At 64.9% G+C, this 21545-nt stretch carries 23 protein-coding genes and 1 pseudogene; 14 read left to right on the top strand and 10 right to left on the bottom strand.

Translation table 11 applies throughout. The features are described 5' to 3' along the window. Positions 1-36: 36 nt before the first annotated feature. The 3 genes from X741_RS142875 to X741_RS142885 all read left to right on the top strand — a co-directional run bounded on the left by X741_RS142875 (position 37) and on the right by X741_RS142885 (position 4113). Entirely contained in the window at positions 37-1170 is a 1134-nt protein-coding gene (locus X741_RS142875) for an FAD-binding oxidoreductase (RefSeq protein WP_023779754.1), read from the top strand. A gap of 43 nt (positions 1171-1213) precedes the next feature. Next, positions 1214-2830: an ABC transporter substrate-binding protein gene (locus tag X741_RS142880; protein ID WP_023779753.1), complete on the top strand. Its 1617-nt coding sequence runs from the start codon at positions 1214-1216 to the stop codon at positions 2828-2830. A 182-nt stretch (positions 2831-3012) separates the two neighbouring features. Further along, positions 3013-4113 (top strand): serine hydrolase domain-containing protein, encoded by a 1101-nt coding sequence (locus X741_RS142885; RefSeq protein ID WP_023779752.1) that lies wholly within the window; start codon positions 3013-3015, stop codon positions 4111-4113. Positions 4114-4115: 2 nt separating this feature from the next. Here the strand turns inward: X741_RS142885 and X741_RS142890 are convergent. Then, a pseudogene (locus X741_RS142890) lies at positions 4116-4478 on the bottom strand (3-keto-5-aminohexanoate cleavage protein); the annotation flags it as partial. A gap of 89 nt (positions 4479-4567) precedes the next feature. Between X741_RS142890 and X741_RS1000000168990 the strand changes: the two are divergent. Beyond that, on the top strand, positions 4568-4762 hold the full coding sequence (locus tag X741_RS1000000168990) for a hypothetical protein (RefSeq protein ID WP_181176884.1): 195 nt from the start codon (positions 4568-4570) through the stop codon (positions 4760-4762). Between the two features lie 132 nt (positions 4763-4894). Here the strand turns inward: X741_RS1000000168990 and X741_RS142895 are convergent, their stop codons facing one another. After that, positions 4895-6988 carry an EAL domain-containing protein gene (locus tag X741_RS142895; protein WP_023779749.1) on the bottom strand — a complete coding sequence of 698 codons (2094 nt, stop codon included), beginning with the start codon at positions 6986-6988 and terminating at the stop codon, positions 4895-4897. Between the two features lie 228 nt (positions 6989-7216). Between X741_RS142895 and X741_RS142900 the strand changes: the two genes are divergently transcribed. Further along, entirely contained in the window at positions 7217-7666 is a 450-nt protein-coding gene (locus X741_RS142900) for an ester cyclase (protein WP_023779748.1), read from the top strand. 77 nt (positions 7667-7743) lie between these two features. Here X741_RS142900 and X741_RS142905 read toward each other — a convergent pair whose 3' ends face one another. Next, positions 7744-8280, bottom strand: a complete 537-nt coding sequence (locus tag X741_RS142905) for a hypothetical protein (protein WP_198024003.1) — start codon at positions 8278-8280, stop codon at positions 7744-7746. A 115-nt stretch (positions 8281-8395) separates the two neighbouring features. Beyond that, a complete protein-coding gene (locus X741_RS142910; protein ID WP_023779746.1) occupies positions 8396-8722 on the bottom strand; it encodes a DUF1330 domain-containing protein in 327 nt (108 codons plus the stop codon). A 199-nt stretch (positions 8723-8921) separates the two neighbouring features. Between X741_RS142910 and X741_RS142915 the strand changes: the two genes are divergently transcribed. The 5 genes from X741_RS142915 (at position 8922) to X741_RS142935 (ending at position 12678) form a co-directional block, all read left to right on the top strand. Beyond that, the gene (locus X741_RS142915) at positions 8922-9614 is read left to right on the top strand and encodes a helix-turn-helix domain-containing protein (protein ID WP_023779745.1); all 693 of its coding nucleotides are present in this window, start codon (positions 8922-8924) and stop codon (positions 9612-9614) included. 87 nt (positions 9615-9701) lie between these two features. Then, on the top strand, positions 9702-10826 hold the full coding sequence (gene ada, locus X741_RS142920; RefSeq protein ID WP_032928205.1) for a bifunctional DNA-binding transcriptional regulator/O6-methylguanine-DNA methyltransferase Ada: 1125 nt from the start codon (positions 9702-9704) through the stop codon (positions 10824-10826). An 11-nt stretch (positions 10827-10837) separates the two neighbouring features. Continuing rightward, entirely contained in the window at positions 10838-11062 is a 225-nt protein-coding gene (locus X741_RS142925) for a hypothetical protein (protein WP_023768220.1), read from the top strand. Positions 11063-11383: 321 nt separating this feature from the next. Beyond that, positions 11384-11938: a methylated-DNA--[protein]-cysteine S-methyltransferase gene (locus X741_RS142930; protein ID WP_023779743.1), complete on the top strand. Its 555-nt coding sequence runs from the start codon at positions 11384-11386 to the stop codon at positions 11936-11938. Then, on the top strand, positions 11935-12678 hold the full coding sequence (locus tag X741_RS142935; RefSeq protein ID WP_023779742.1) for a 2OG-Fe(II) oxygenase: 744 nt from the start codon (positions 11935-11937) through the stop codon (positions 12676-12678). The genes X741_RS142930 and X741_RS142935 overlap by 4 nt, the downstream gene beginning before the upstream one ends. 8 nt (positions 12679-12686) lie before the next feature. On the opposite strand, the gene X741_RS142940 is transcribed toward X741_RS142935, so the two are convergent. After that, complete coding sequence (locus X741_RS142940; RefSeq protein WP_023779741.1) at positions 12687-13589, bottom strand: LysR family transcriptional regulator; 903 nt, start codon at positions 13587-13589, stop codon at positions 12687-12689. Between the two features lie 120 nt (positions 13590-13709). Here X741_RS142940 and X741_RS142945 point away from each other — a divergent pair, with 120 nt between their 5' ends. Next, positions 13710-14624, top strand: coding sequence for an alpha/beta hydrolase (locus X741_RS142945; RefSeq protein WP_023779740.1), 915 nt, complete (start codon positions 13710-13712; stop codon positions 14622-14624). A 204-nt stretch (positions 14625-14828) separates the two neighbouring features. After that, a complete protein-coding gene (locus tag X741_RS142950) occupies positions 14829-15491 on the top strand; it encodes an alpha/beta hydrolase (RefSeq protein ID WP_051410504.1) in 663 nt (220 codons plus the stop codon). A 20-nt stretch (positions 15492-15511) separates the two neighbouring features. Here the strand turns inward: X741_RS142950 and X741_RS142955 are convergent, their stop codons facing one another. From X741_RS142955 to X741_RS142975, 5 genes are all read right to left on the bottom strand, one after another. Beyond that, entirely contained in the window at positions 15512-16444 is a 933-nt protein-coding gene (locus tag X741_RS142955) for a sigma-70 family RNA polymerase sigma factor (protein WP_023779738.1), read from the bottom strand. Next, on the bottom strand, positions 16441-16971 hold the full coding sequence (locus tag X741_RS142960) for a dihydrofolate reductase family protein (RefSeq protein WP_023779737.1): 531 nt from the start codon (positions 16969-16971) through the stop codon (positions 16441-16443). The genes X741_RS142955 and X741_RS142960 overlap by 4 nt, the downstream gene beginning before the upstream one ends. 2 nt (positions 16972-16973) lie before the next feature. Beyond that, the gene (locus tag X741_RS142965) at positions 16974-17915 is read right to left on the bottom strand and encodes an alpha/beta hydrolase (RefSeq protein ID WP_023779736.1); all 942 of its coding nucleotides are present in this window, start codon (positions 17913-17915) and stop codon (positions 16974-16976) included. A 106-nt stretch (positions 17916-18021) separates the two neighbouring features. Continuing rightward, positions 18022-18903, bottom strand: coding sequence for an SDR family oxidoreductase (locus X741_RS142970; RefSeq protein ID WP_023779735.1), 882 nt, complete (start codon positions 18901-18903; stop codon positions 18022-18024). 110 nt (positions 18904-19013) lie between these two features. Then, positions 19014-19601 carry a dihydrofolate reductase family protein gene (locus tag X741_RS142975; RefSeq protein ID WP_023779734.1) on the bottom strand — a complete coding sequence of 196 codons (588 nt, stop codon included), beginning with the start codon at positions 19599-19601 and terminating at the stop codon, positions 19014-19016. 137 nt (positions 19602-19738) lie between these two features. Between X741_RS142975 and X741_RS142980 the strand changes: the two genes are divergently transcribed. Continuing rightward, complete coding sequence (locus tag X741_RS142980; RefSeq protein WP_023779733.1) at positions 19739-20176, top strand: helix-turn-helix domain-containing protein; 438 nt, start codon at positions 19739-19741, stop codon at positions 20174-20176. Positions 20177-20294: 118 nt separating this feature from the next. After that, positions 20295-21542 (top strand): DNA polymerase IV, encoded by a 1248-nt coding sequence (gene dinB, locus X741_RS142985; protein ID WP_023779732.1) that lies wholly within the window; start codon positions 20295-20297, stop codon positions 21540-21542. Positions 21543-21545 lie beyond the last annotated feature (3 nt).

Genomic DNA, 21545 nt, shown 5'->3' with positions numbered 1-21545 from the left:
ATTGACTGGATATGAAATTATTTTTACGACTGACGGATGCAGTCGAACCCCTCCAAAAAAATCATTGTCATCGGTGGCGGCATTGCCGGCCTGTCGCTGGCGGCCGCCATGCGGGACTGGGCCGAGGTCACTGTCATCGAGCGCGAGCCGCATCTCGGCTACCACGCCAGCGGCCGCTCCGCCGCTTTGTTCACCGAGACCTATGGCAACCGGCTGGTACGAGCGCTGACGCTGGCCAGCCGCCAGGCCATCGTCGAGGGCGGCTTCGTCGCGCATCAGCGCGGCGCGCTGCATGTCGGCTGGAAAGGCGACGACGCGGCGATCGACAGGCTGGCCGGCGAATTGCAGGCGCTGGTGCCCAGCGTGCGCCGCCTGTCGGCCGCCGAACTCCACGCGCTGGTTCCGGTCATTGCCATCGAAGCCACCTGCGGCGGGGTCTATGAGCCGGACGCAGTGGATGTCGACACCGGCAAGATGCTGGCAGCCTGCGCCTCGGCGCTGAAGGCCAGCGGCGGCACCATCCGCACCGGCGAGGAGGTCCGCGCCATCTCGGCCCTCGGCGATGGCCTGCGGGTGGAAACCAGCGCCGGCGCCCATACGGCCGACATCGTCGTCAACGCCGCCGGCGCCTGGGTCGATGTTGTCGCCGGCATGGCGGGGCTCCCCGGCCTCGGCTTGCGGCCGAAACGGCGCACCGCCTTCCTGTTCGATCCGCCCGCCGCCACCGATATTGCCGGCTGGCCCCTGGTCGTCGACCTGCACGAACAATTCTACTTCAAGCCCGATGCCGGCAGGCTTATCGGCTCGCTCGCCGACGAAACCGATTCCGAGCCGTGCGACGCGTATCCGGAAGATATCGACGTCGCCATCGCGGTCGACCGCATCGAGCAGGCGACGTCGATGCGCATCGGCCGTCCGTCAACGCCGTGGGCGGGCCTGCGCACCTTCGCGCCTGATCGCACGCCGGTCGCCGGCTTCGATCCGCGCCTGCCCGGCTTCTTCTGGCTCGGCGGCCAGGGCGGCTACGGCTTCCAGGTGTCGCTGACTTTGGCCAGGCTGAGCTCGGCGCTGATGCGCGGCGAGCCCGTGCCCGAAGATGTCGCCGCACTCGGCGTCACCGCCGCCGCGCTGGCGCCAGATCGTTTCCTCACCCGGTCGGCGACGCCATGAGTTTCATGCCCACCCCCGTAAAGTGTCATCAGGAGCGTTTGCGATGAAATCCACCGTTCTGCGCGCAGTCCTAACCAGATCCCTTCTGGCCTCGTCCGTCCTGGCCGCGTCGATGCTTGGCGGCCAGGCCTATGCCAAAACCCTGGTCTATTGTTCGGAAGCCAATCCCGAGACCTTCAACCCGGCGATCGGCATTGCCGATTCGACCATGGACGCCGCCGCCAAGACGATCTTCAACCGGCTGGTCGAGTTCAAGCCGGGCACGACCGAGGTCGGACCGGCGCTGGCCGAAAGCTGGGACGTCTCGCCGGATGGCAAGACCTATACCTTCCACCTCAGGCGCGGCGTGAAATTCCAGTCTAACGAGCATTTCACGCCGACGCGCGACTTCGTCGCAGACGACGTGCTCTACACCTTCAACCGCCAGCGCGACGCCAACAATCCCTATCACAAGCTCGGCGGCGGCGCTTACGAGTACTTCAATGCGCTGGGCATGGGCGGGCTGATCGACAAGATAGACAAGGTCGACGACCACACGGTGCGTTTCACGCTGACGGCGGCCAACGTCACCTTCCTGGCCGGGTTGGCACTCGACTATCTCTCGATCCTGTCGCTGGAACAGACTGAGAAGATGGTGGCCGCCGACACGCCTGAGCTGATCGACAGCCAGCCGGTCGGCACTGGGCCGTTCGTGCTTCAAGCCTATGTGCCCGACAGCCAGGTCCGCTACGCCGCCAACAAGGATTACTGGCGCGGCGCGCCGAAGATCGACACGCTGGTCTTCGCCATCACGCCCGAGCCGACCACCCGCGTCGAGCGCATCAAGGCCAATGAGTGCCAGGTCGCCGCCCCGCCGCCGCCAAGTGCCGTCGCCGACCTACGCGCCGATCCCGACATCTCGGTGCTCGACCTCAAGGGCCAGAACATCGGCATCCTCGGCTTCAACGTCGAACACCCGCCGCTGGGCGATGTGCACGTGCGCACAGCGCTGGCCAAGGCGATCGACCGCAAGGCGATCGTCGAGGCGGTCTATGCCGGCGCCGGCACGGTCGCCGGCAGCGTCGTGCCGCCGGCGCAGCTCGGCGCCGTCACCGATGCCGGCATCGACTACGATCCCGCCGGCGCGAAGAAATTGCTGAAGGAGGCCGGCCACGAAAGCGGCCTCAAGATCAGCCTGTGGGCGATGCCGGTGTCGCGCCCCTACAACCCCAACGCCAAGCGCATGGCCGAGATGATCCAGGCCGACTGGGCCAAGGTCGGCGTCCACACAGAAATCGTCAGCTTCGAATGGGGCGAATATCTCAAGCGTACCGCCGCGGGCGAACAGGATGCCTTCCTGCTCGGCGGCAGCAGCGACAATGGCGATCCCGACAACATGCTGAGCTATCTCTTGTCCTGCGACGGTGTGAAGGGCGGCTCCAACCGCTCGCGCTGGTGCGACAAGGATTTCGAGAAATTGCTGGACGAAGGTCGCGTCGCCGCCGACCAGAAAGAGCGCGCCGCCATCTACGGCAAGGCGCAGGCCATCCTGAAGGCCGAGGTGCCGGTGGCGCCGATCGCCCATTCGATGGTGGCGATCCCGATCCGCAAGAGCGTGCTCAACTACGTGCTCGACCCCTTCGGCCGGCAGAATTTCGCCGCCGTCGATATGGCGGAGTGAGGGCTGGTGCCTTCCCTTCTCCCCTTTGTGGGAGAAGGTGTCGCCGAAGGCGACGGATGAGGGGTGCTCCAGGGAACGCCAACGTCTCACTCCGCTGGANCTGGAACACCCCTCATCCGACCTCGCTTCGCGAGGCCACCTTCTCCCGCAAGGGGAGAAGGGAAAAAGAAAGCGAGACATCCATGCCAAAAGACCTGACCGCCCTCCTAGACACCTATCTCGCCGATGGCGCGGTTGGCGCCTCGCTCGCCTATTCGACAGGCGCCGCACCAACCGCCCTCACCGCCGGCCTCTCCGACCGGCGGCACGTCACCCCTGTCACTCCGGATCAGCTGTTCAAGATCGGCAGTTGCACCAAGACCTTCGTTGCCGCGGCCCTGGTCAAGCTCGCCGAGACAGGCAAGCTCGATCTCGGTGCGCCGATCTCCCTCTGGTTTCCCGACCTGCCGGGCGCCAAAGACATTTCGGTGCGGCAGCTGATCAACCACCGCAGCGGCCTGCCGGAATTCGAGTACTACATCCCGATGGACCCGAGCCGGCAGTGGAGGCCCCGGCAGCTGGTCGATATCGCCTTTGCCTCCGACAAGCAGAAGGCGCCGGGCGGTCCCGCCGTCTACAACAACACTGGCTATGTGCTGGCCGGCTTGGTGATCGAGGCCGTCACCGGCCAGTCGCTGGGCGCCTATGTCAGGAGGGCGATCCTCGAGCCGCTTGGCCTGGAAAACACCTGGTCGCCGGCGACCGAAGCCTTCCCGGAAAAGGCGATGGTGCGCGGCTATTACCACCGGCCGCCGCCGGCGCCGAATGCGCCCACCGACATCGCCTCGGGCGGCGAGATGTGGCGCATGGACGGCGTGCTGCCCTACGCCGACGACCTGCAGGACTCTTCCGATTCCTTCCCGTTCGGCGCCGCCTATGGCTGCGGCGACATCGTGTCGACGCCATCCGACATGGTGACGTTCATGCGCGGCCTGTTCTCCGGCAAGCTGTTGTCGCCGCCCTTCTTCGCCGAGATGTTCGAACACCGCGTGCCGGCGAGTTTTCCAGGCACCCGCATGCGCGAGACCGGTGCCGGCATGTTCCAGAGCGCCTACGCCGACCGCGCCTTCTACGGCCATCAGGGCAGCATTCCGGGTTATGTCGCCGTCATGCTGCACGATCCGCTCTCAGGATTGACCATCGCCATGACCAGCAATGTCGGTTCCGGCAACCGCCTGTCCTTCCAGGCTAGCGGCTTGCATCCGGTTGTCGACCAAGCGATCCGGATTATCCTGGGAGACTGACTTTACCCACTCAAGGGCGCCGGCCGGAAGACAGCGACGGCCGCCGCGACAATCTCCGCGTTGTCTTTTACCGTCCTGCCATCGGCAAGCGTCCTGCCATCCTCCAGCCCGACCCGCGTCGACCAGCGCTTCCGATGCGCAAGCTCCACGAACGACCAGACCGTGGCGTCGACGCCATGCAGTAGGATCGGCCGCCGCAGTCCGGCGCGTTCGAGCACGGCGGCGATGCCGTGCGCCTCGTTAAGTGCTGCATTCAGATCCCGTATGTCGATCTCGATCAGGATGCGCAGCACCCGGTTGTGATCGGCAAGCGTCACGAGGCGCTCGGCATCTTCCGTCGTGGCAAGCCCGGCCTCGATACCGACGGCATTTGAATAAAAAGCGCCTGTGGATATTTACCTCGCGTTCCGCCAAGCCGGCCAAGATAAATTAGGGCGGGATCATGGAGGGACCATTGACCAGCGATTTTTCAGCCGCCCGCGTCCACCTCGAACGTGCCTATCACTATCTGCGTGGCAATGACGAGACGAGCCGTGCGGCGTGTGACGCCCTCGATCTGTTGATCGAAACGGTGGCGGAAGCACAACACAGGCGACCCGAAATTGGGGTAGTGGAATTTCCACGATCGACGGCGCGGCAAAACCGTTAGAGAGCAATTCCAGGAAAAGTGTGAAACGGTTTTCCCGGGAAAAGCGCCTAGCGCCTTCCCTTGGGATTGCGTCAAAACCTAGTGTCGAGTTTCAGGTAAGGTCATCCTCACCTGAAACTCGATACCCTGATTTCACGATGCCTTGCGGGCCGGCACCTCGCTCGCACGTGCGACGATCTGCTCAAGCGGCTCCGGCCGGTGCAGCAGGAAGCCCTGGCCGAAGGCGACGCCCATGTCGCCAAGCATGGCCAGCGTGTCCTGGCGCTCGATTTTCTCGCCCACCACGTCGCAGCCGAGGCTGCGGGCAATGCTGGTGATGGCCAGTACGATCTCGCGGTCGAAGCGGCTTTCCGTGATGTGTTCGATGAAGGAACCGTCGATCTTGATCGTGTCGACGGGGAAACGCCTGAGATATTCGAACGAACTCATGCCGGCGCCGAAATCGTCGAGGCTGACCCGGCAGCGCCGCTCGCGCGCCTTGCGCACGAACTGTTCGGCGGCGTCGAAATTGGTGACGGCTGCGGTCTCGGTGATCTCGAAGCCGATGCCCGAATGCGGCACTCCGGTCTCGTCTATGACACTGTCGACGAACGCCCACAGTTGCGGATCGCTCAGCGTCTGTGCCGACAGGTTGAAGCCGAGCGTCAGCGAGCCAGAGCGCAAGGCGGCGCCGTACCGCGACAGCGCGGTGCGGATGATCCAGCGGTCGAGCCTTGAAGCGATGCCGAACCGCTCGGCCACCGGAATGAATTCGCCCGGCGGCACCAGCCGGCCATTGCGCCCGGCGAGCCTGGCCAGCACTTCGACATGACGGCTTTCCTGCCAGGGCTTGCCGAGCAGGTGGATTTCCTGGCCGAACAGTTTCAGCCGTCCGTCTTCCAAGGCGTCGACCGTATCGGCGGCGACACGCGCGGCATTGAGCCCGCCAGACCCGGCTTCGACCATCGTGGAGAACACCGCGAAACGATTGCGCCCGGCAGCCTTGGCCGCATAGCAGGCGTCGTCGGCGCAAGCCAGCGCATCGGCCACCGTGGTGCTGGCGTCGTCGATGAAGGCGATGCCGATCGAGGCCGCCAGTTTGCGTGACAACGCGGCCGTGCCGAGGTCGGCCTCGCGCACCGCGCCGAGCACGGCAGTGGCGATCCGCTCGGCCTGCGAGGCATCGCAATGCGGCACCAGCAGCGCGAATTCGTCACCACCCAGCCGCGCCGCGTGCGCCGCCTGCGGCAGGCAGCCACGGATGCCGGCGGAAACGCTCTTCAGCGCCAGGTCGCCGGCGGCGTGGCCGGCAAAGTCGTTGAGCGCCTTGAAGTAGTCGAGATCGACATAGAACACCGCCAGCGGCACACCCGCGGCGATGTGGTCGGCGAGCAGCCTGTCGAAGGCGGCGCGATTGCACAGGCCGGTCAGCGCGTCGTGGCGGGCCGCGTAGGCAAGCTCCTGCTGGCGCAGCTTTTCCTCGGTGATGTCGCGCACCGTGCCGAGGATCTGGCCGGCAGCACCCGCGGCGGCGACGAAGCGCACCAGCGACTCGACATGGCGGATCTCGCCGTCGCGCCTGATGATGCGGTATTGCGAGGCGGTGACGCCGTCAGAGCCCGGTGGCGGCAGATGCGCCCGCTCGGTGGCTTCCTTGTCGTCGGGGTGCAGATAGCTGTGCCAGAGGTCTGCTGTCACCTCGTCGGTGCCGGCGACCAAGCCGAATATGTCCCTGGTGCGAGCATCCCAATAGCTCTTGTTGGTGGCAATGTCGTAGTGCCAGATGCCGGTGCCGCTGGCGGCGAGCGCCAGGCGGAAGCGCACATTGACCTGTTCAAGCTCGGCCTCGGCGGCCTTCTGCTTGGAAATGTCGGTTTGCACACCCATCAGCCTGGTGGGCTTTCCGGACGTGTCGCGCTCGACGATGCCGCCGCGATCCAGCACCCACACCCAATGGCCCAGCTTGTGCTTGAGCCTGAGTTCGGTCTCGATGGCATCGGTCAGCCCGGCAATATGGCGGTCGCCGCTGGCCAGCGCATGGTCGCGGTCGTCGGGATGGGTGAGTTGCAGCCACATGTCGCTGGTGGCGGCGAGCTCATCCTCGCTATAGCCCAGCATATGCGCCCAGGTCGCCGAATAGAAGCAGTCGCCGGCCCGAATATCCCAGTCCCAGACGCCAAGCTGGGCGCGTTCCAGCGCTTTCGCCCAGAACGTTCCATCGCGACTTTTCTTGTCCTGACGCGCCATCGTCTGTTTCGCCTGCCCCACCCGCGGGCAATCTGCGACAGAACCAGAGAAGAAAGCGTTACTTCTGCCGAAGGGAAGCCGCTCAGCCCGACAGTCGTTCGTTTGTGAACGCGCCTTTCGATTGGCGGGCAAGAACCGGAGTTTTACTGCCCCCGGTTCGTCCTATTGCTTGTCCCAGGCCACCGGCCCATCCGGTGAGCCCAAAGGCAAGGACAAGAGGATCCTCCAATGACCAAGCAAGAAGACAACAAGGCCGTCGTCGTCAGATGGTTCACCGATTTCTGGGGTGAGACCTGCGACCTGTCGGTGGTCGACGAGATCGCGGCGCCCGGCATGCTGCTGCAATATTCGCTGCATGAGCCGCGCCGCGGCCGTGACGACATCAAGGCCTTCATGACCGATTTCCGAGCCGCCTTCCCGGATCTCAACTTCTGGGCCACCGCCGACCTCATTGCCGAGGGCGACTATGTCGTCGGCCAGTGGGAGGGTGGCGGCACGCATACCGGCCCGGCCTTCGGCGATTTCCTGGCCGGCTCGCTGCCCGCCGCCACCGGCCGCACGATGCGCTTCACCGGCACCACGGTGCTCAAGGTGATCGACGGCAGGATCGTCGAGGAGATCGGTCTCGACGACGGCGTTGCCGCCCTCACCCAGCTCGGCCTGATGAAGGCCGCCTGAGGCCGCCAAGCGGGAACGATCGTTTCGGGCCAGGCGGCGTCAATGCCGCCTGGCCTCGTCGACTACTGCCCCGTTGCTTACTGGCTCGGCGCCATCGCATGCTCGCACGACACTTTCGGGTTCATGTCGGCGAAGGTGCCGGTCGGGTTGCCCTTCCAGGCCCAGACATGCAACTCGTAGAACTCACCCAGGCCGTAGCGGTTGGGGGCGCTGTTGAAGTTGAACAGTTGGCCGTCCAATGATGCCGGCCCCTTCGAGGTGATGTATTCGACCGCCACCAGCGTCAGCTTGCCGTCGGCCATCGGCTCGTACATCACCGCTTCGGGACGGGCGATGTCGATCTTGTCGTCCTTCAGATACTGGCCGTTGACGTAATGGATGCCCATGGCGCCGCCGGTGATGCCGCTGGCGCAGGGAATGGGCGCATAGCCCTCGGCTGTCGCTGCCTTGATGTCGAGAAAGCGGCTGTTCGCGGCCCGCACCTTGTCGGCCAGCGGATTGGTGCCCGACGCGGCGTCGGACGCCTCCTGATGCGCCTGTGCGAGGGTGGCGCCGACGGCAAGCATGGCCGCCGCCATGACGAGCCTGTTGCGAAGATTTGATTTCATATCCATTCCATTCTTTTTGAAAAAGCACGGCTCGCCGGCCGCCGGAAATACGGAGGCCCGGCAGGCAAGCGCCGTGGCTGTTGTTGCTTGGCGATCCCGAAATCGATGTATCGTGGAAGGATCATCCCTTCGGCAGATACGGTATCGTTCCAGCCAGATCGGTGTCGTCGATGAGCTGGAAACGGCTGTCGCTGCCGCCCTGACGCGCCGAGACGAAAGGCGCGTAGGCCGGATCGTTGGTGAAGGCGCGCGCCGCGGCTTCCGACGGGAATGCCATCAGAGCGATCATCGTGGTGTCGAGCGGCTTGCCCTCGAGCGTCTTCACATTGCCGCTGCGCGACAGATATTTGCCGCCATGCTTGTGGACGAGGTCGTGCACCGAGGCGGCGTAGGCCGGCACCCATTTCGGGTCCTTCATCTTGATGTCCGCGATAACGTAAGCAGTCATGGTCGTATCCTTGGTTGCGGCGCACAGGGCTATCCCGTGCGACCGGCCAAAGGGCTCGCATGGCAAGGCCTCTGCCAACCAGTCCGCGATCTGTACCGGCCCGGTACAGTTTCTGTACTCGCCGCTTCAATCATGAAGAGCTAATGTTCGGGTACGAAGGGCTAATGTTCAGCCCAACTTCGAGGGAGAGGCACCGATCATGGCCCAGCACGGATACAAGCAGTTCTGCCCGCTATCGATGGCCGCCGAGGTGCTGTGCACCCGCTGGACGATGGTGCTGATGCGCGAGCTGGTGGCCGGTTCGACCCGCTTCAACGACCTGCGCCGCGGCGTCCCCAAAATGTCGCCGACCCTTTTGTCGCAACGGCTGAAGGAGCTCGAACTGGCCGGCATCGTCGAGCGCAAGGCGGTCCAGGGCGAGAAGGGGATTTTCGACTATCAACTGACCGAGGCAGGCCGGGATCTGCGCCCCGTCGTCGAAGCGATGGGGTTCTGGGGGCAGAAATGGGTGGAGTCCCGGCTGTCGCTCAAGAACCTCGATCCGTCGCTGTTGATGTGGGACATGCGGCGCAATCTGAACCCCTCGCCGCTGCCCGACGGGCGCACCGTGATACAATTCCTGTACCAGGAGCTCCCGGCCTCCAAACGGTCGTGGTGGCTGATCGTCGAGAAGCACGGCGAGGTCGATCTGTGCTGGTACGATCCGGGCTTCGAGGTCGACCTCTACGTCTCGACCGACCTGCACACGATGACGGCAATCTGGATGGGTCTGCTCACCGTCGAGAAGGCCGGCGCCAAGGTCGCCCTGACCGGCGACCAGGCCATCGGCAGGAAGATGCAGACCTGGCTCGGCCTCAGCCCGTTCGCGGTCGAGCCCAAGCGCGCGGCGTAGGAGGCGACGCGAGGGCTCGAGGGCGACAAGCGGCACTTTGTCAGGAAACGGGTGGCAAGGCCCGCGTTTGGCGGCTTCAATGCGGCCATGTTCATCACCCTGGCCAAAGATCTGAAACCCGTCCCGCTGCCGGTCGCCGACGATCCGCGTTGGGCGCGCATCGTCGCGCGCGACAAATCGGCGGACGGCGAATTCTGGTATTCGGTGGCGACAACCGGCGTCTACTGCCGCCCCTCCTGCCCGTCGCGGCGGGCCAACCCGAAGAACGTGCAGTTGCACGACACGCCGGATCAGGCCAGGGCGACCGGCTTTCGCCCCTGCCGTCGCTGCAATCCGGATGGGCCCTCGCTTGAAGCCGGCAACGCCACGATGGTCGCCGGTGCCTGCCGCAGGATCGAGCAAAGCGAGGAGGAGCCCTCGCTGGCCGAACTGGCTGGTGCCGCCGGCCGCAGCGCCGGCTATTTCCATCGTGTCTTCAAGGCCATCACCGGGTTGACGCCGAAGGACTACGCCGCCGCACACCGTGCCGCTCGGGTTCGGCAGGGCCTCGAAGACGGCGCCAGCGTGACGGCCGCGATCTATGACGCCGGCTTCAATTCGAGCGGGCGTTTCTACGAAAAATCGACCGGCATACTCGGCATGACGCCGACCCGCTACCGTGCCGGCGGCGCCAACGAGGACATCCGCTTCGCCGTCGGCGAGACCTCGCTCGGCAGCATTCTGGTCGCGTCGAGCCAGAAGGGCGTCGCCTCGATCTTGCTCGGCGACGATCCCGACGCGCTGGTGCGCGACCTGCAGGACCGTTTTCCCAAGGCGCGGCTGATCGGCGGCGACCGCGACTACGAGGCGCTGGTTGCCCGCGTCGTCGGTTTCGTCGAGGCGCCCGCGGTCGGTCTCGACCTGCCGCTCGACGTGCGCGGCACGGCGTTCCAGCAACGCGTCTGGCAGGCATTGCAGGAGATCCCTGTCGGCAAGACGGTGTCCTATGCCGAGATGGCGCGGCGCATCGGTACGCCGAACGCCACGCGCGCCGTCGCCGCCGCCTGCGCGGCCAACGCGCTCGCGGTGGCCATCCCCTGCCACCGCGTCATCCGCAAGGACGGCGCGCTTTCAGGCTACGCCTGGGGCGCGGAGCGCAAGCGTGCGTTGCTCGACCGAGAGGCCGGCGTGTCGAATGCTCCCGACAGCGCCTTTCGATCTGCACGAAGCTGACGGGCACCAGCATGCGCGCAATGGCAAGGTCTTCCACCTCCGGCGCGAACGTCCCGCCATCAGGCAACGTTGCGCAGCAGGAGGACGCGAAATCACATGTGTTGGCCGCCATTGGCGAACTGGTCGATGAAGGTAAAGCTGAGTGGAGTCGCGGCGAGAGCGGCGAGATCGAGCTGCGGCTGGTGTCAGGCGAAGTGTTCGTGCTGGGCGAGGTCGCCGTCACCCGTGTTGGGTGAGCATGTTTGGGGGCAGTGTGGTCCAAGTCAGTACTCTACGGCGCCCCCCTCTGTCCTGCCGGACATCTCCCCCACGAGGGGAGAGATTGGCAGTCTTGGCGCCGGCTCTCTTCTTACAACGTTGGAGATTGGCGAAGGCCGCGATAACAGCCAATCTCCCCACAAGTGGGGGAGATGTCCGGCAGGACAGAGGGGGGCGCCGTAGAGTGCCTACCTTCGCCGCTCATCGTCAAATCCCGAAACTTGAATTTGAAAGCAAGCACCGGAGTGAGAGCCGAGCACCCCGCGGCTAGGGTTCAGGCACACAGAAGGAGTGAAGCAATGAACCTCATAGAAACCCATGTGCCGACAGTCTCCAACGCTGCCGCCACCCTCGACACCATAACCTACGCCATCGGCCAATCCGCGATCGGCAACATTCTGGCGGCGCGCAGCCGGATCGGCGTCTGCGCCATCCTGATCGGCGACGACATCCGAACCTTGGAGCAGGATCTCGCCAACCGCTTCCCCGGCAAGATTCTGATTGAAGACGAACCCGCTCTGAGCGACGACCTCGCCGCGATAGCGCGCTTCGTCGAAACGCCCTCCGCCGACCTCGACCTGCCGCTCGACGTCAGCCATGGCACGCCGTTCCAGCAGCGCGTTTGGGGCGTGCTGCGCACCATCCCCCGCGGCGCCACCATCACCTACACCGCGCTTGCCCAACGCCTTGGCCAGTCCAACGGCGCCCGCGCCGTGGCGACGGCCTGTGCGGCCAACGCCATCGCGCTCGGCATTCCCTGCCACCGCGTTGTCCGCGCCGACGGCACGGTGTCGGGCTACCGCTGGGGCATCGAGCGCAAGCGCGCCTTGCTCGACAGGGAGGCCCGGATATGAACGCCCACGCCAGGGTTGCCGCCTCCGCGGTGGAAGCCGCAGAGACACGCGTCGGATCCTACGACTGGCCGGCATTGACCGCCGAACTCGACGGCTTCGGCTGCGCGGTGCTCGAAAAGCTGCTCTCGCGTGAGGAGTGCCGGCAGATCGCCGGCCTCTATCCCCAGGAGCAGCATTTCCGCAGCCACATCCACATGGCTAGGCACGGTTTCGGCAAGGGCGAATACCGCTATTTCCGCTATCCGTTACCCGATCTCATCGGCGGAATGCGCAGCGCCCTCTATCCCCGGCTGGCCGAGGTCGCCAACCGCTGGAACGAGCGCATGGGACAGGCGATGCGCTATCCCGCGACGCATGCCGAGTTTCTCGACCAGTGCCATGACGCCGGCCAGACGCGGCCGACGCCGCTCTTGCTGCAATATGTGCCCGGCGACTTCAACTGCCTGCACCAGGATCTCTACGGCGACCTCGCCTTCCCGCTGCAGGTGGCGATCCTGCTTTCCGAACCCGGCAAGGATTTCACCGGCGGTGAATTCGCGTTGACCGAGCAGCGGCCGCGTATGCAGAGCCGGGTCGAGGTGGTGCCGCTGCGCCAGGGCGACGCCGTTGTCTTCGCCGTCCACAATCGGCCGGTGCAGGGCACGAAAGGCAATTACCGCGTCAACCTGCGCCACGGCGTCAGCCGCTTGCGCTCAGGCATGCGCCACACCGTCGGCATCATCTTTCATGATGCGAAGTGAGCGCCGGCTCATGCCTCCCAATAGGGCGGATCGCCAAAGGCTTCGCGTAGCCATGCGGTGAGCGCGCGCAGCTTGGCGGATCCCCGCCTATCCTCGGGATAGGCGATATAGATGGTAGCTCCTTCAGGTTCGACACCGACATCGACGACCGTCAATCGCTTGTCGGCGATCTCGGTTCGGATGAAGTAGGCGGGAAGCAACGCCAGGCCGAGGCCGGCAAGCGCGGCGTCGCGCATCAAAATCCCGTTGTTGACGCGCAGCGCGGTTTCAGAGCGGATCGTCACCAGCCGACGCGAAATCTTGAAGCGCCAGTCGGCGGCGCCCCTGATGGAATAGATGATGCCCTTGTGGCGTTTGAGGTCGTCGGTGGTCGCGGGCCATCCGAATCTCTCGATATAATCCGGCGAGGCCACCAGGAAACGGCGGCTCGAAGCCAGCTTCTTGACAATGACAGGTCCGTCATCGACGACCGGCCCGTGACGCACGACGGCATCGTAGCCATTGGCCACCATGCTGATGAAACGATCGTCGAGATCGAGCGTCAGTTCGATCCGCGGGTGCTTGGCCAGGAAGCCATACAACGCCGGGCCGAGATGGAGGATACCGAAGCTGGTCGGCGCCGATATCCTGAGCGGTCCAGCGAGTTCGCCGCGCTGTTCGGCGATTTCGGCGCTGGCCTCGGCCACCTCCTGCATGATGCGCTTGGCGCGCTCGTAAAAACCTCGCCCCGCTTCGGTGATCGAGAGTTTGCGGGTGGTACGGTCCAGCAGCCTTGTACCAAGGCTGCGCTCAAGCTCCGACAGCCGCTCGCTGATGACGGACTTGGACAGGCTCATGCGCCTGGCCGCCTCGCTGATCGAACCGGAATCCGCGACAGCTACAAACGCGGCAACGGATTCAAGCTTCAGCATTGTTCGGTTTTCCCGAATTCACAATCAGGCGACCGACACCTAACGAAATCAACGATATAGTGCAATAGTTGAAAGGACCACGATATCGTGGCGACAGAATAGTACTCGGGGTAATGCTTCATGTTTCGTCCTTTGGTTATCGTACTAGGCCTGCTGTCATTCGCCGCTCCGGCGTCGGCGCGCGTGATCCCATTTCCGACCGGCTTCAAGACGCAGACGATCGAGACCAACGGCAGCAGGCTTTATGTGCGCGTCGGCGGGCAAGGGCCCGCAGTCGTGCTGCTGCACGGCTTCGGCGATACCGGCGACATGTGGGCGCCAGCCGCGATGAAGCTGATGAAAGATCACACGGTGATTGTGCCGGACTTGCGCGGCATGGGCCTCTCGGCGCATCCGGACAGCGGCTACACCAAGAAGAACCAGGCGGTCGACATCGCCGGTGTGATGGATGCGCTGAAGATCGACAAGGCCGACCTGGTGACACACGATATCGGCAACATGGTCGGCTATGCGTTGGCCGCGCAGTATCCGAAGCGCATCACGAAATGGGTTGTCATCGACGCACCGCTGCCGGGCATAGGTGACTGGGACAAGATCAAGCAAAGCCCGTTGCTCTGGCACTTCAACTTCCGGGGCCCCGACATGGAGCGTCTGGTCGCTGGCCGCGAGCGCATCTACCTCGACCGCTTCTACAACGAACTTTCGGCCGACCCGAAGAACATCGACGAGGCAACGCGCGTCCACTATGCAAAACTCTATGCACGGCCGCATGCCATGCATGACGCCTTCGAACAGTTCAAGGCATTCGACCAAGATGCCATCGACAACCAGGCAATGCTTTCCACCACCGGCAAATTGCCCATGCCGGTGCTGGCAGTCGGCGCGGAGAAATCGGCCGGCACGACACAGGCAGACGTCCTGCGGTTTGTCGCGGCTGATGTAACGGGAGCCGTCGTGCCCACATCCGGCCACTGGATCATGGAGGAAAACCCGGACGCCACGGTCAAGCTCATCACCGATTTCCTCTCCAGATAACGACCGCCCGGCGCGACCACTTCGGGCTTGCTGAAACCGATCGCATGAAGCCAAGCCGAGGGGTTGTTCCCGGCAAGGCGGCTGTCATCAAAAGGGAAGCCATTCGATGTCGTTGTCGCATTTTCTTATTTCGGGAACCGCCGTCCTAATGGCGATGGCCGCGCCGGCTTCGGCCGCCGGCGGGCCGAAAAAACCGTCGTACTGGTGCATGGCGCCTTTGCCGACGGCTCGAGCTGGAGCAAGGTCATCCCCTTGCTGGAGGCCAAGGGGCTCAATGTAGTGGCGGTTCAAAATCCGCTGAGCTCGCTTGCCGCCGATGTCGACGCAACCAGGCGCGTCATCGATGCCCAGCCGGGGCCAGTCATCCTCGTCGGCCATTCCTGGGGCGGTGTCGTCATCAGTCAGGCGGGCGTGGACGACAAGGTCAAGGCGCTGGTCTACGTCGCCGCTTTCTCACCGCCAAAGGGCCTGTCTGTGAACGATCTTGGCAAGGGTCAGCCGCCGCTACCCTGGGCAAGCGCCCTGCAACCCGACAGCGGCGGCTATGTCAGGCTAAGCGCCGAAGGCGTCGCCAAATATTTCGCGCAGGACCTGCCACCGCAGGAAATCAGCCTGATCGCAGCCACGCAAGGTCCGCCCTTTGCCGGTATTTTCGACGAGAAGCTCGCTGCCGCCGCCTACGAGAGCAAGCCGAGCTTCTACATTGTCGCCAGCCAAGACGGCATGATACCGCCGGTTGCTGAAGCTGCGATGGCCAAGGCGATTGGCGCTGAGGTGACCGAGCTTGCGACCAGCCACGTTCCCATGCTCTCCAAACCGCGCGAAGTGGCCGATGTCATTCTGGCGGCCGCAGACTCAGTGAAATAGGACAGAGTCAGACAAATCCGTCACCCGTCCTCGAACACCATCTCCAGGATCCACGGACACGCATAATAATCGGCGATGCGGTCGATCACTCCGCCGGCGGCATGGGTCCGCACCAGATGGGCTGGGCGCCAGACATCGCCATACAGCCTGTCGACGACCAGCACGATCTCGGCGCCGATCGCGCCCTGCCCCATGCGCCAGGGAAGTTCCGCGCGCTCATACTCGACGAAATAGGGCGAGTCGGAGAGCAGGCCGTTGTAGCAATCCGAGACGCGGAGGCGCGCATCGGCGCTGGTCAGCGCCCGTACCCCGTCCCAATCCCGGGCATTGAAGAGTTCGACGTAGCGGCCGAGCAGCCGCGCCAAGTCGGGATCATGTGCGGGCGCCGCGACCGGTTGCACCGGCAAGGCAGCGAGCTTGGCGCGGCCGCGGTTGAGCGCCGACTTTACGCCGCCTGTCGTCGAGCCGACGAGCTCGGCGATCTCCTCCAGCGAATGGTCGAAGACATCCTTGAGCAGCACGCAGGCCCGCTCCTTCGGCGGCAGGTGCACGACCAGCCGCTCGATGGCGCGGCCGGCGCCCTGCCCGGCAGGCTCGACCGGCAACACGATATCGTCGCCGGCATAGCCGGCCTCGGCTCGCTGCCGCGCGCGGCGGCCCCTGATGAAATCGATGCACCTGTTATGGGCGATGCGGAACAGCCACGGCCGCAACGCCAGCGTGTCGTCGAGCAACTCGATCTTGCGATAGGCCTCGAACAGCGCCTCCTGCATGACGTCCTCGCCATCGAGCGCCGAGCCGGTCATGCGCGCGCAGTAACGATGCAGCCGCACGCGCAGATGCGAGACGGTCTCGAGGAACGCGGCATAGCGCAGGTCGAACAGGCCTTCGGGATCGAGCCTTGGCCTCATCCCCTGCGCGGTATCACGAGAACTGCGGATCTGCTGGTTCATCGCGGCACATAGGTCAGGGTCACCACGCCATTGTCGAAACGGTGCGTGCCGACGAGATCGAGGTCGATGGACCCGACATCGTCGAAGGCGCGCTTGCCGTGCCCGACGCGCGTTGGCACGATCGACAGATGATACTCATCGACCAGCCCGGCGGAAACCAGTGTTTGGTCGAGCTGCGACACCCCATATTTCAGGATGTCGCCGCCCGGTTGCCGCTTGAGCGCGGCGAGCGCCTGCGCGACGTCGCCCTCAAGCAGCGTGGCATTCCATCCCACCGTCTTGAGCGTGTTCGAGGCGACCAGCTTCTTCAGGCCGTTGATGCGGTCCATATACGGACCCTTGAGATCGGGCCAGCGCGCCGAGAACATCTCGTAGGTGACGCGGCCGAGCAGGAAGAACTCGACGCCGGACAACGCCTGCAAGGCATGCGCCTGGTTCTGCTCGTCGAAGAAGGGCGAGGCCCACCCCATCGGCCCTTCGATGACACCGTCCAGCGAGACGAAGCTGGACACGATCAGCCGGCGCATGATCAGGCCGCCTTCGCGCCGGCGGCAACATCACCGGCATCCGGCAGCCCAAGCTTCGGCCGCGCCCAGGCGGCGAGGCGGGCGATCGCGTCATCGGCTTCGGGCGCCCGGCCCGCCATCATCTGGAACGAGTGCAGCATGCCATCGAAGACTTCGAGGCGCGTCTCGACGCCGGCTCGGCCGGCGCGTTCGGCGAACATGCGGCTTTCGTCGACCAGCGTCTCGTCGGCGCCGGCCTGCAGGTAGACAGGCGGAAAGCCGGAGAGATCGGCATAGAGCGGGCTAACCTCGGGATCGCGCCGGTCGGCATCGCCGATGAAATTTGCCGCCAGCCAGTCGACACCGGCCTTGGCGAAGGCGGGGTCCTTGTCGCGGTTGGTCTCGTAGCTGGCGGCGGTCAGCGCCATGTCGAACCAGCCGGAGATGATCAGGGTGGCGACGGGCAGCGGCCTCCCCTGCGCACGCAGCCGCTGCAGGACGCCATAGCTCAGCACCGCGCCGCAGGAATCGCCGGCGATGACGATCCGTCCGGGGTCGAAGCCCTCGTCGGTGAGCCAGTTCCAGGCAGTCATCGCTGCTTCGAGCTGGGCCGGATGCTTCGCCTGGTGTGCCAACGGATAATCATAGAGCAGCGCGCGGCAGCCGATCGCCTTGGCCAGATGCCCGGCCAATTTGCGGTGCGTATAGATCGAGCCGCCGACGAAGCCGCCGCCATGCGCGTAAAACAGCGCCCGCTCCGCGTCGGCGCCCTTCGGCACGATCCATAGCGCCGGCACGCCGCCGGCATCCACCTCGATATAGTCGACGCCGCCCGGTTCGCCGGTCAGCGCCGGCCAGTGAGTGTCGTTGAAATCGATGATCGCCTGAGGGCTGGTCAGCTTGCCGGCATTGGCGACGAACGCCGCATAATGGTTCCTGTTTGCCTCACTCTCAGTGCTCGCCATAATAGCCTCCGGCTTATGAATCGCGGGTCCCGCGACCCTCCAAAGCCAAGGACGGACGAGCGGGCAAAAAGGATACGTCACAGCGCTCGCTTTTTCGGGAGAGCGCTCAGGCCGCGCCGCCAAACGCCGCCGCGTGGCGCCGGGCGAACTCTACGAACGGCGTCGGCTTGACGCCGAACATCTCATGCGTCGCCAGGTGCACCCGCGATTTCGGCCGCCGCCGCCGCTCGGCCAGTTGCTCGTCCAGCGCATCGGCGAAACCGGCCGGAATGCCGGCGGCCAGCAGGTTGCGCCGCCGCTGTTCCGGGCTCACGTCGACATAGCGGACCGGCTTGCCGGTCGCCTGCGATATTCGCGCGGCGATGTCGGTCATGGTCAGCGCCTCGGGTCCGGTCATGTCGAGGCTCTCGCCTGCATGGCCGCCATCGCGCAGCAGCCGGAAGGCCACCTTGGCGATGTCCTCGACATCGACCGGCGACAGCTCGGTTTCGCCGAGCGCGAGATAGAATGCCCCCTCGGCGGCGATGGTCGGCGCGTCGCGCAGATAGACTTGCATGAACTGACTGGGACGCAGATGCGTCCACGCCATGCCGGCCGCTTCAAGATAGCGCTCGACCTCCTCATGCATGCGCGTGAAGCGGAACTTCGTCGCGTCGTAGCCGATGTTGGACTCCCTGCCGGAGAACTTCACCACATGCGCGACGCCGGCCGTTCTGCAGGCGTCGATGAAACGGCACTGGGTCTCGGTCATATCGTCGCCCGCGGTCGAAATCATCAGCACGCGATCGACGCCGTCGAGCGCAGCGCCAAGCGTTTCCGCCCGGCGCATGTCGCCCTCGACCAGGTCGACGCCGGCCAGATCGCCCAGTCCTGAAGCCGATGCCCGGTTCAGATCGCGGACCAGCGCCCGCACCACATGCTTCTGCCGCGCGAACTCGCGCACGATCGCTTTTCCGTTCAGGCCCGTGGCACCCGTCACCAGGATCATCAGCTTTTCTCCGTCTTGATTGCCGCGGCGCCATCCCGGCAACCGCAGCTTGAAGACGAAGAGACCCGGGCAAAGGATTCTGCCCAAACGTCTTTTTATCGATGCGAGGCTCAGCCGCTCGGCGCGTAGCGGTTGACCACCATGCCGCAGGCATAGGCCTTCGAACCGAGCAGCCGAAGGTTCCGGAAGCCGCCCTGGTCGAAAATGCGGCGGCCGGCGCCCAGCGCCGCCGGATTGACGAACAGCTGGAACTCGTCGACCAGTCCCGCCGCGATCAGCGCGGAGGCGAAGCCGGCGCCGCCGAAGACGGCGATGTCGCCGCCCTCCCCCGCCTTCAGCGCCTTGACTTCGCGCGGCAGGTCGCCGCTCACCACCGTCGTGCGCTCCCACCGCGAGGTCTTCAGCCTGTCGGTGGGCACCACCTTGCGTGGCTCGACGATACTCTGGGCGAAGGCGTAGAACGGATCGGCCGGATATTTCTTCGCCGCATTGCCCCAGTGGGTCAGGTACCCCTCCTCGGCCATCTTGCGGCTGAGCAGGATGGTGTCGATACCGGCAAAGACGGTGTTGAAATCGCGCTTCAGCTCTTCGTCCCAGCCATTGTCGGCGCCCCACTCCCAGAGTTGCCAGCGATGATCCGCATTGGCGCCGACAAAACCATCGACCGAGATTTGCATCTGAAGGATCAGCTTTTTCATCATCGTCTCCGGTTGTGCCGATCGCGGCCGCCGCGTGCTCGGCCAGCCTTCGGCATTGATTGGTTTACATTTGGAACTATTGACGTTCTAGAAAAATGATGTCAATAGTAAAGTGATTTAAAAATGGAACCATAGAGATGTCGACGCGTGAAAGATCCGGGTGCCCGATCAACCTGTCGCTGGAACTGCTCGGCGACCGCTGGACGCTGCTCATCATCCGCGATCTGATCTTCGCCGGGAAAAAGCACTTTCGCGAGTTCCTGCAATCCGACGAAGGCATCTCCTCACGCACGCTGGCCGAGCGGTTGCAGACGCTGCAGGAGGAAGGCATCCTCACCCGCAGCGACGACCCGAGCCATGGGCTGAAGGCGATCTACCGGCTGACCGAGGCCGGCATCGATCTTTTGCCGGTGCTGGCCACGCTCGGCGCCTGGGGCAGCAAGCATCGCAAGGCCGACGATCATCTCGCCCGCATTGCCAACGAGTTGGCGGCGGGCGGCGAGCCGGCGCTGGAACGGATGAAGGCGGCGCTGCGGGTGGAGCATATCGTTTCCCAGTCTTCCCATGGGAAATGAGTTGCCAGCCTCGGCTGCGGCCAGGGATGTTGATTAAGCTACGCCGCGGCTTGACAGCCGTACATGATTTGTTCTCTATGTGTTCGCATCTATCAGCAACTGCGGATGAGCGGTCGGGATGGAAACGACAGCCACCATCCTGCATGCCGATCTCGATGCCTTCTATGCCTCGGTCGAGCAGTTGCTCGACCCGTTGCTGCGCGGCAAGCCGATCGCGGTCGGCGGCGGCGTCGTGCTCGCCGCCTCCTATGAGGCGCGTGCCTTCGGCGTGCGCGGCGGCATGCCGGGGCGCAAGGCGCGCGAGCTCTGCCCGCAGCTGATCTTCGTCGGCGGCAATTTCAGCCACTACCAGCGGCTTGGCGACGCGGCGATCAAGGTGCTCGACGATTTCACGCCGCTGGTCGAGCGCATCTCCATCGACGAGGCCTTCGCCGATGTCGCCGGCTGCACGCACCTGTTCGGGCAACCGCAAGAGATCGCCGCGACCATCCGCCGCCGCGTGCGGGCCGAACTCGGCCTGCCGATCTCGATCGGCGTGGCGCGCACCAAGCATCTGGCCAAGATCGCCTCGCAGGTCGCCAAGCCCGATGGGCTGGTGGTGGTCGATCCCGGCACCGAGCTTGCCTTCCTGCACGATTTGCCGGTCGGCCTGATGTGGGGCGTCGGCCCGGCGACCAGGGCGCGGCTGGCCGAAATCGGCGTCGAGACCATAGGCCAGCTGGCCAGGACGCACAGCGGCGCGCTGACGCGGCTACTCGGTCCCGCCGCCGGCGAAAAGCTCTCGGCCTTGTCGTGGAACCGCGACCCGAGAAAGCTGGAGACGAAGCGCCGCGCGCACTCGGCCGGCGCGCAGTCGGCACTTGGCCGCAAGCCAGCCGTGGCGCAGGTCATCGTGCCCACTTTGCTGCACCTGGCCGACCGCGTCGCCAGCCGGCTGCGCGCCAAGGCGCGGCCCGGCCGCACGGTGACCGTGCGTGTGCGCTTTGCCGATCTCAGCGCCGTCACCCGCTCGATCACGCTCGGCCAGCCGATCTCGGCGACCACGATGCTGGCCGAAATCGCAGGCGATCTGGTGCGCGGCGTGCTCGCCGACAATCCGCACGAAAGAACGATCTCGCTGCTGGCGATCTCGGTCTCGCACCTCTGGGAAAGTTCCGAGCTGCAGCTCGAACTGCCGCTCGGCCTTGCCGACGAAAAGCATCGGCCGGGCACGGCGAAAGGCCTGGCGCGCTTCGGCGCCGACCGCGCCATCGACAAGATCCGCGAGCGCTTCGGCAAACAGGCCGTCGGCTACGGCACGGTGGCGCTCGAAGCGGCGCGCTCGGTGCCCGACGAATTCAGGGAACTGGCGGAAAAGGAACTGTGAGAA

It is taken from the genome of Mesorhizobium sp. LNHC221B00 (assembly GCF_000502935.1).
GTDB lineage: Bacteria > Pseudomonadota > Alphaproteobacteria > Rhizobiales > Rhizobiaceae > Mesorhizobium > Mesorhizobium opportunistum.
The sequence above is the reverse complement of the archived record's forward strand: the minus strand, read 5'-3'. Positions and strand labels throughout refer to the sequence as shown.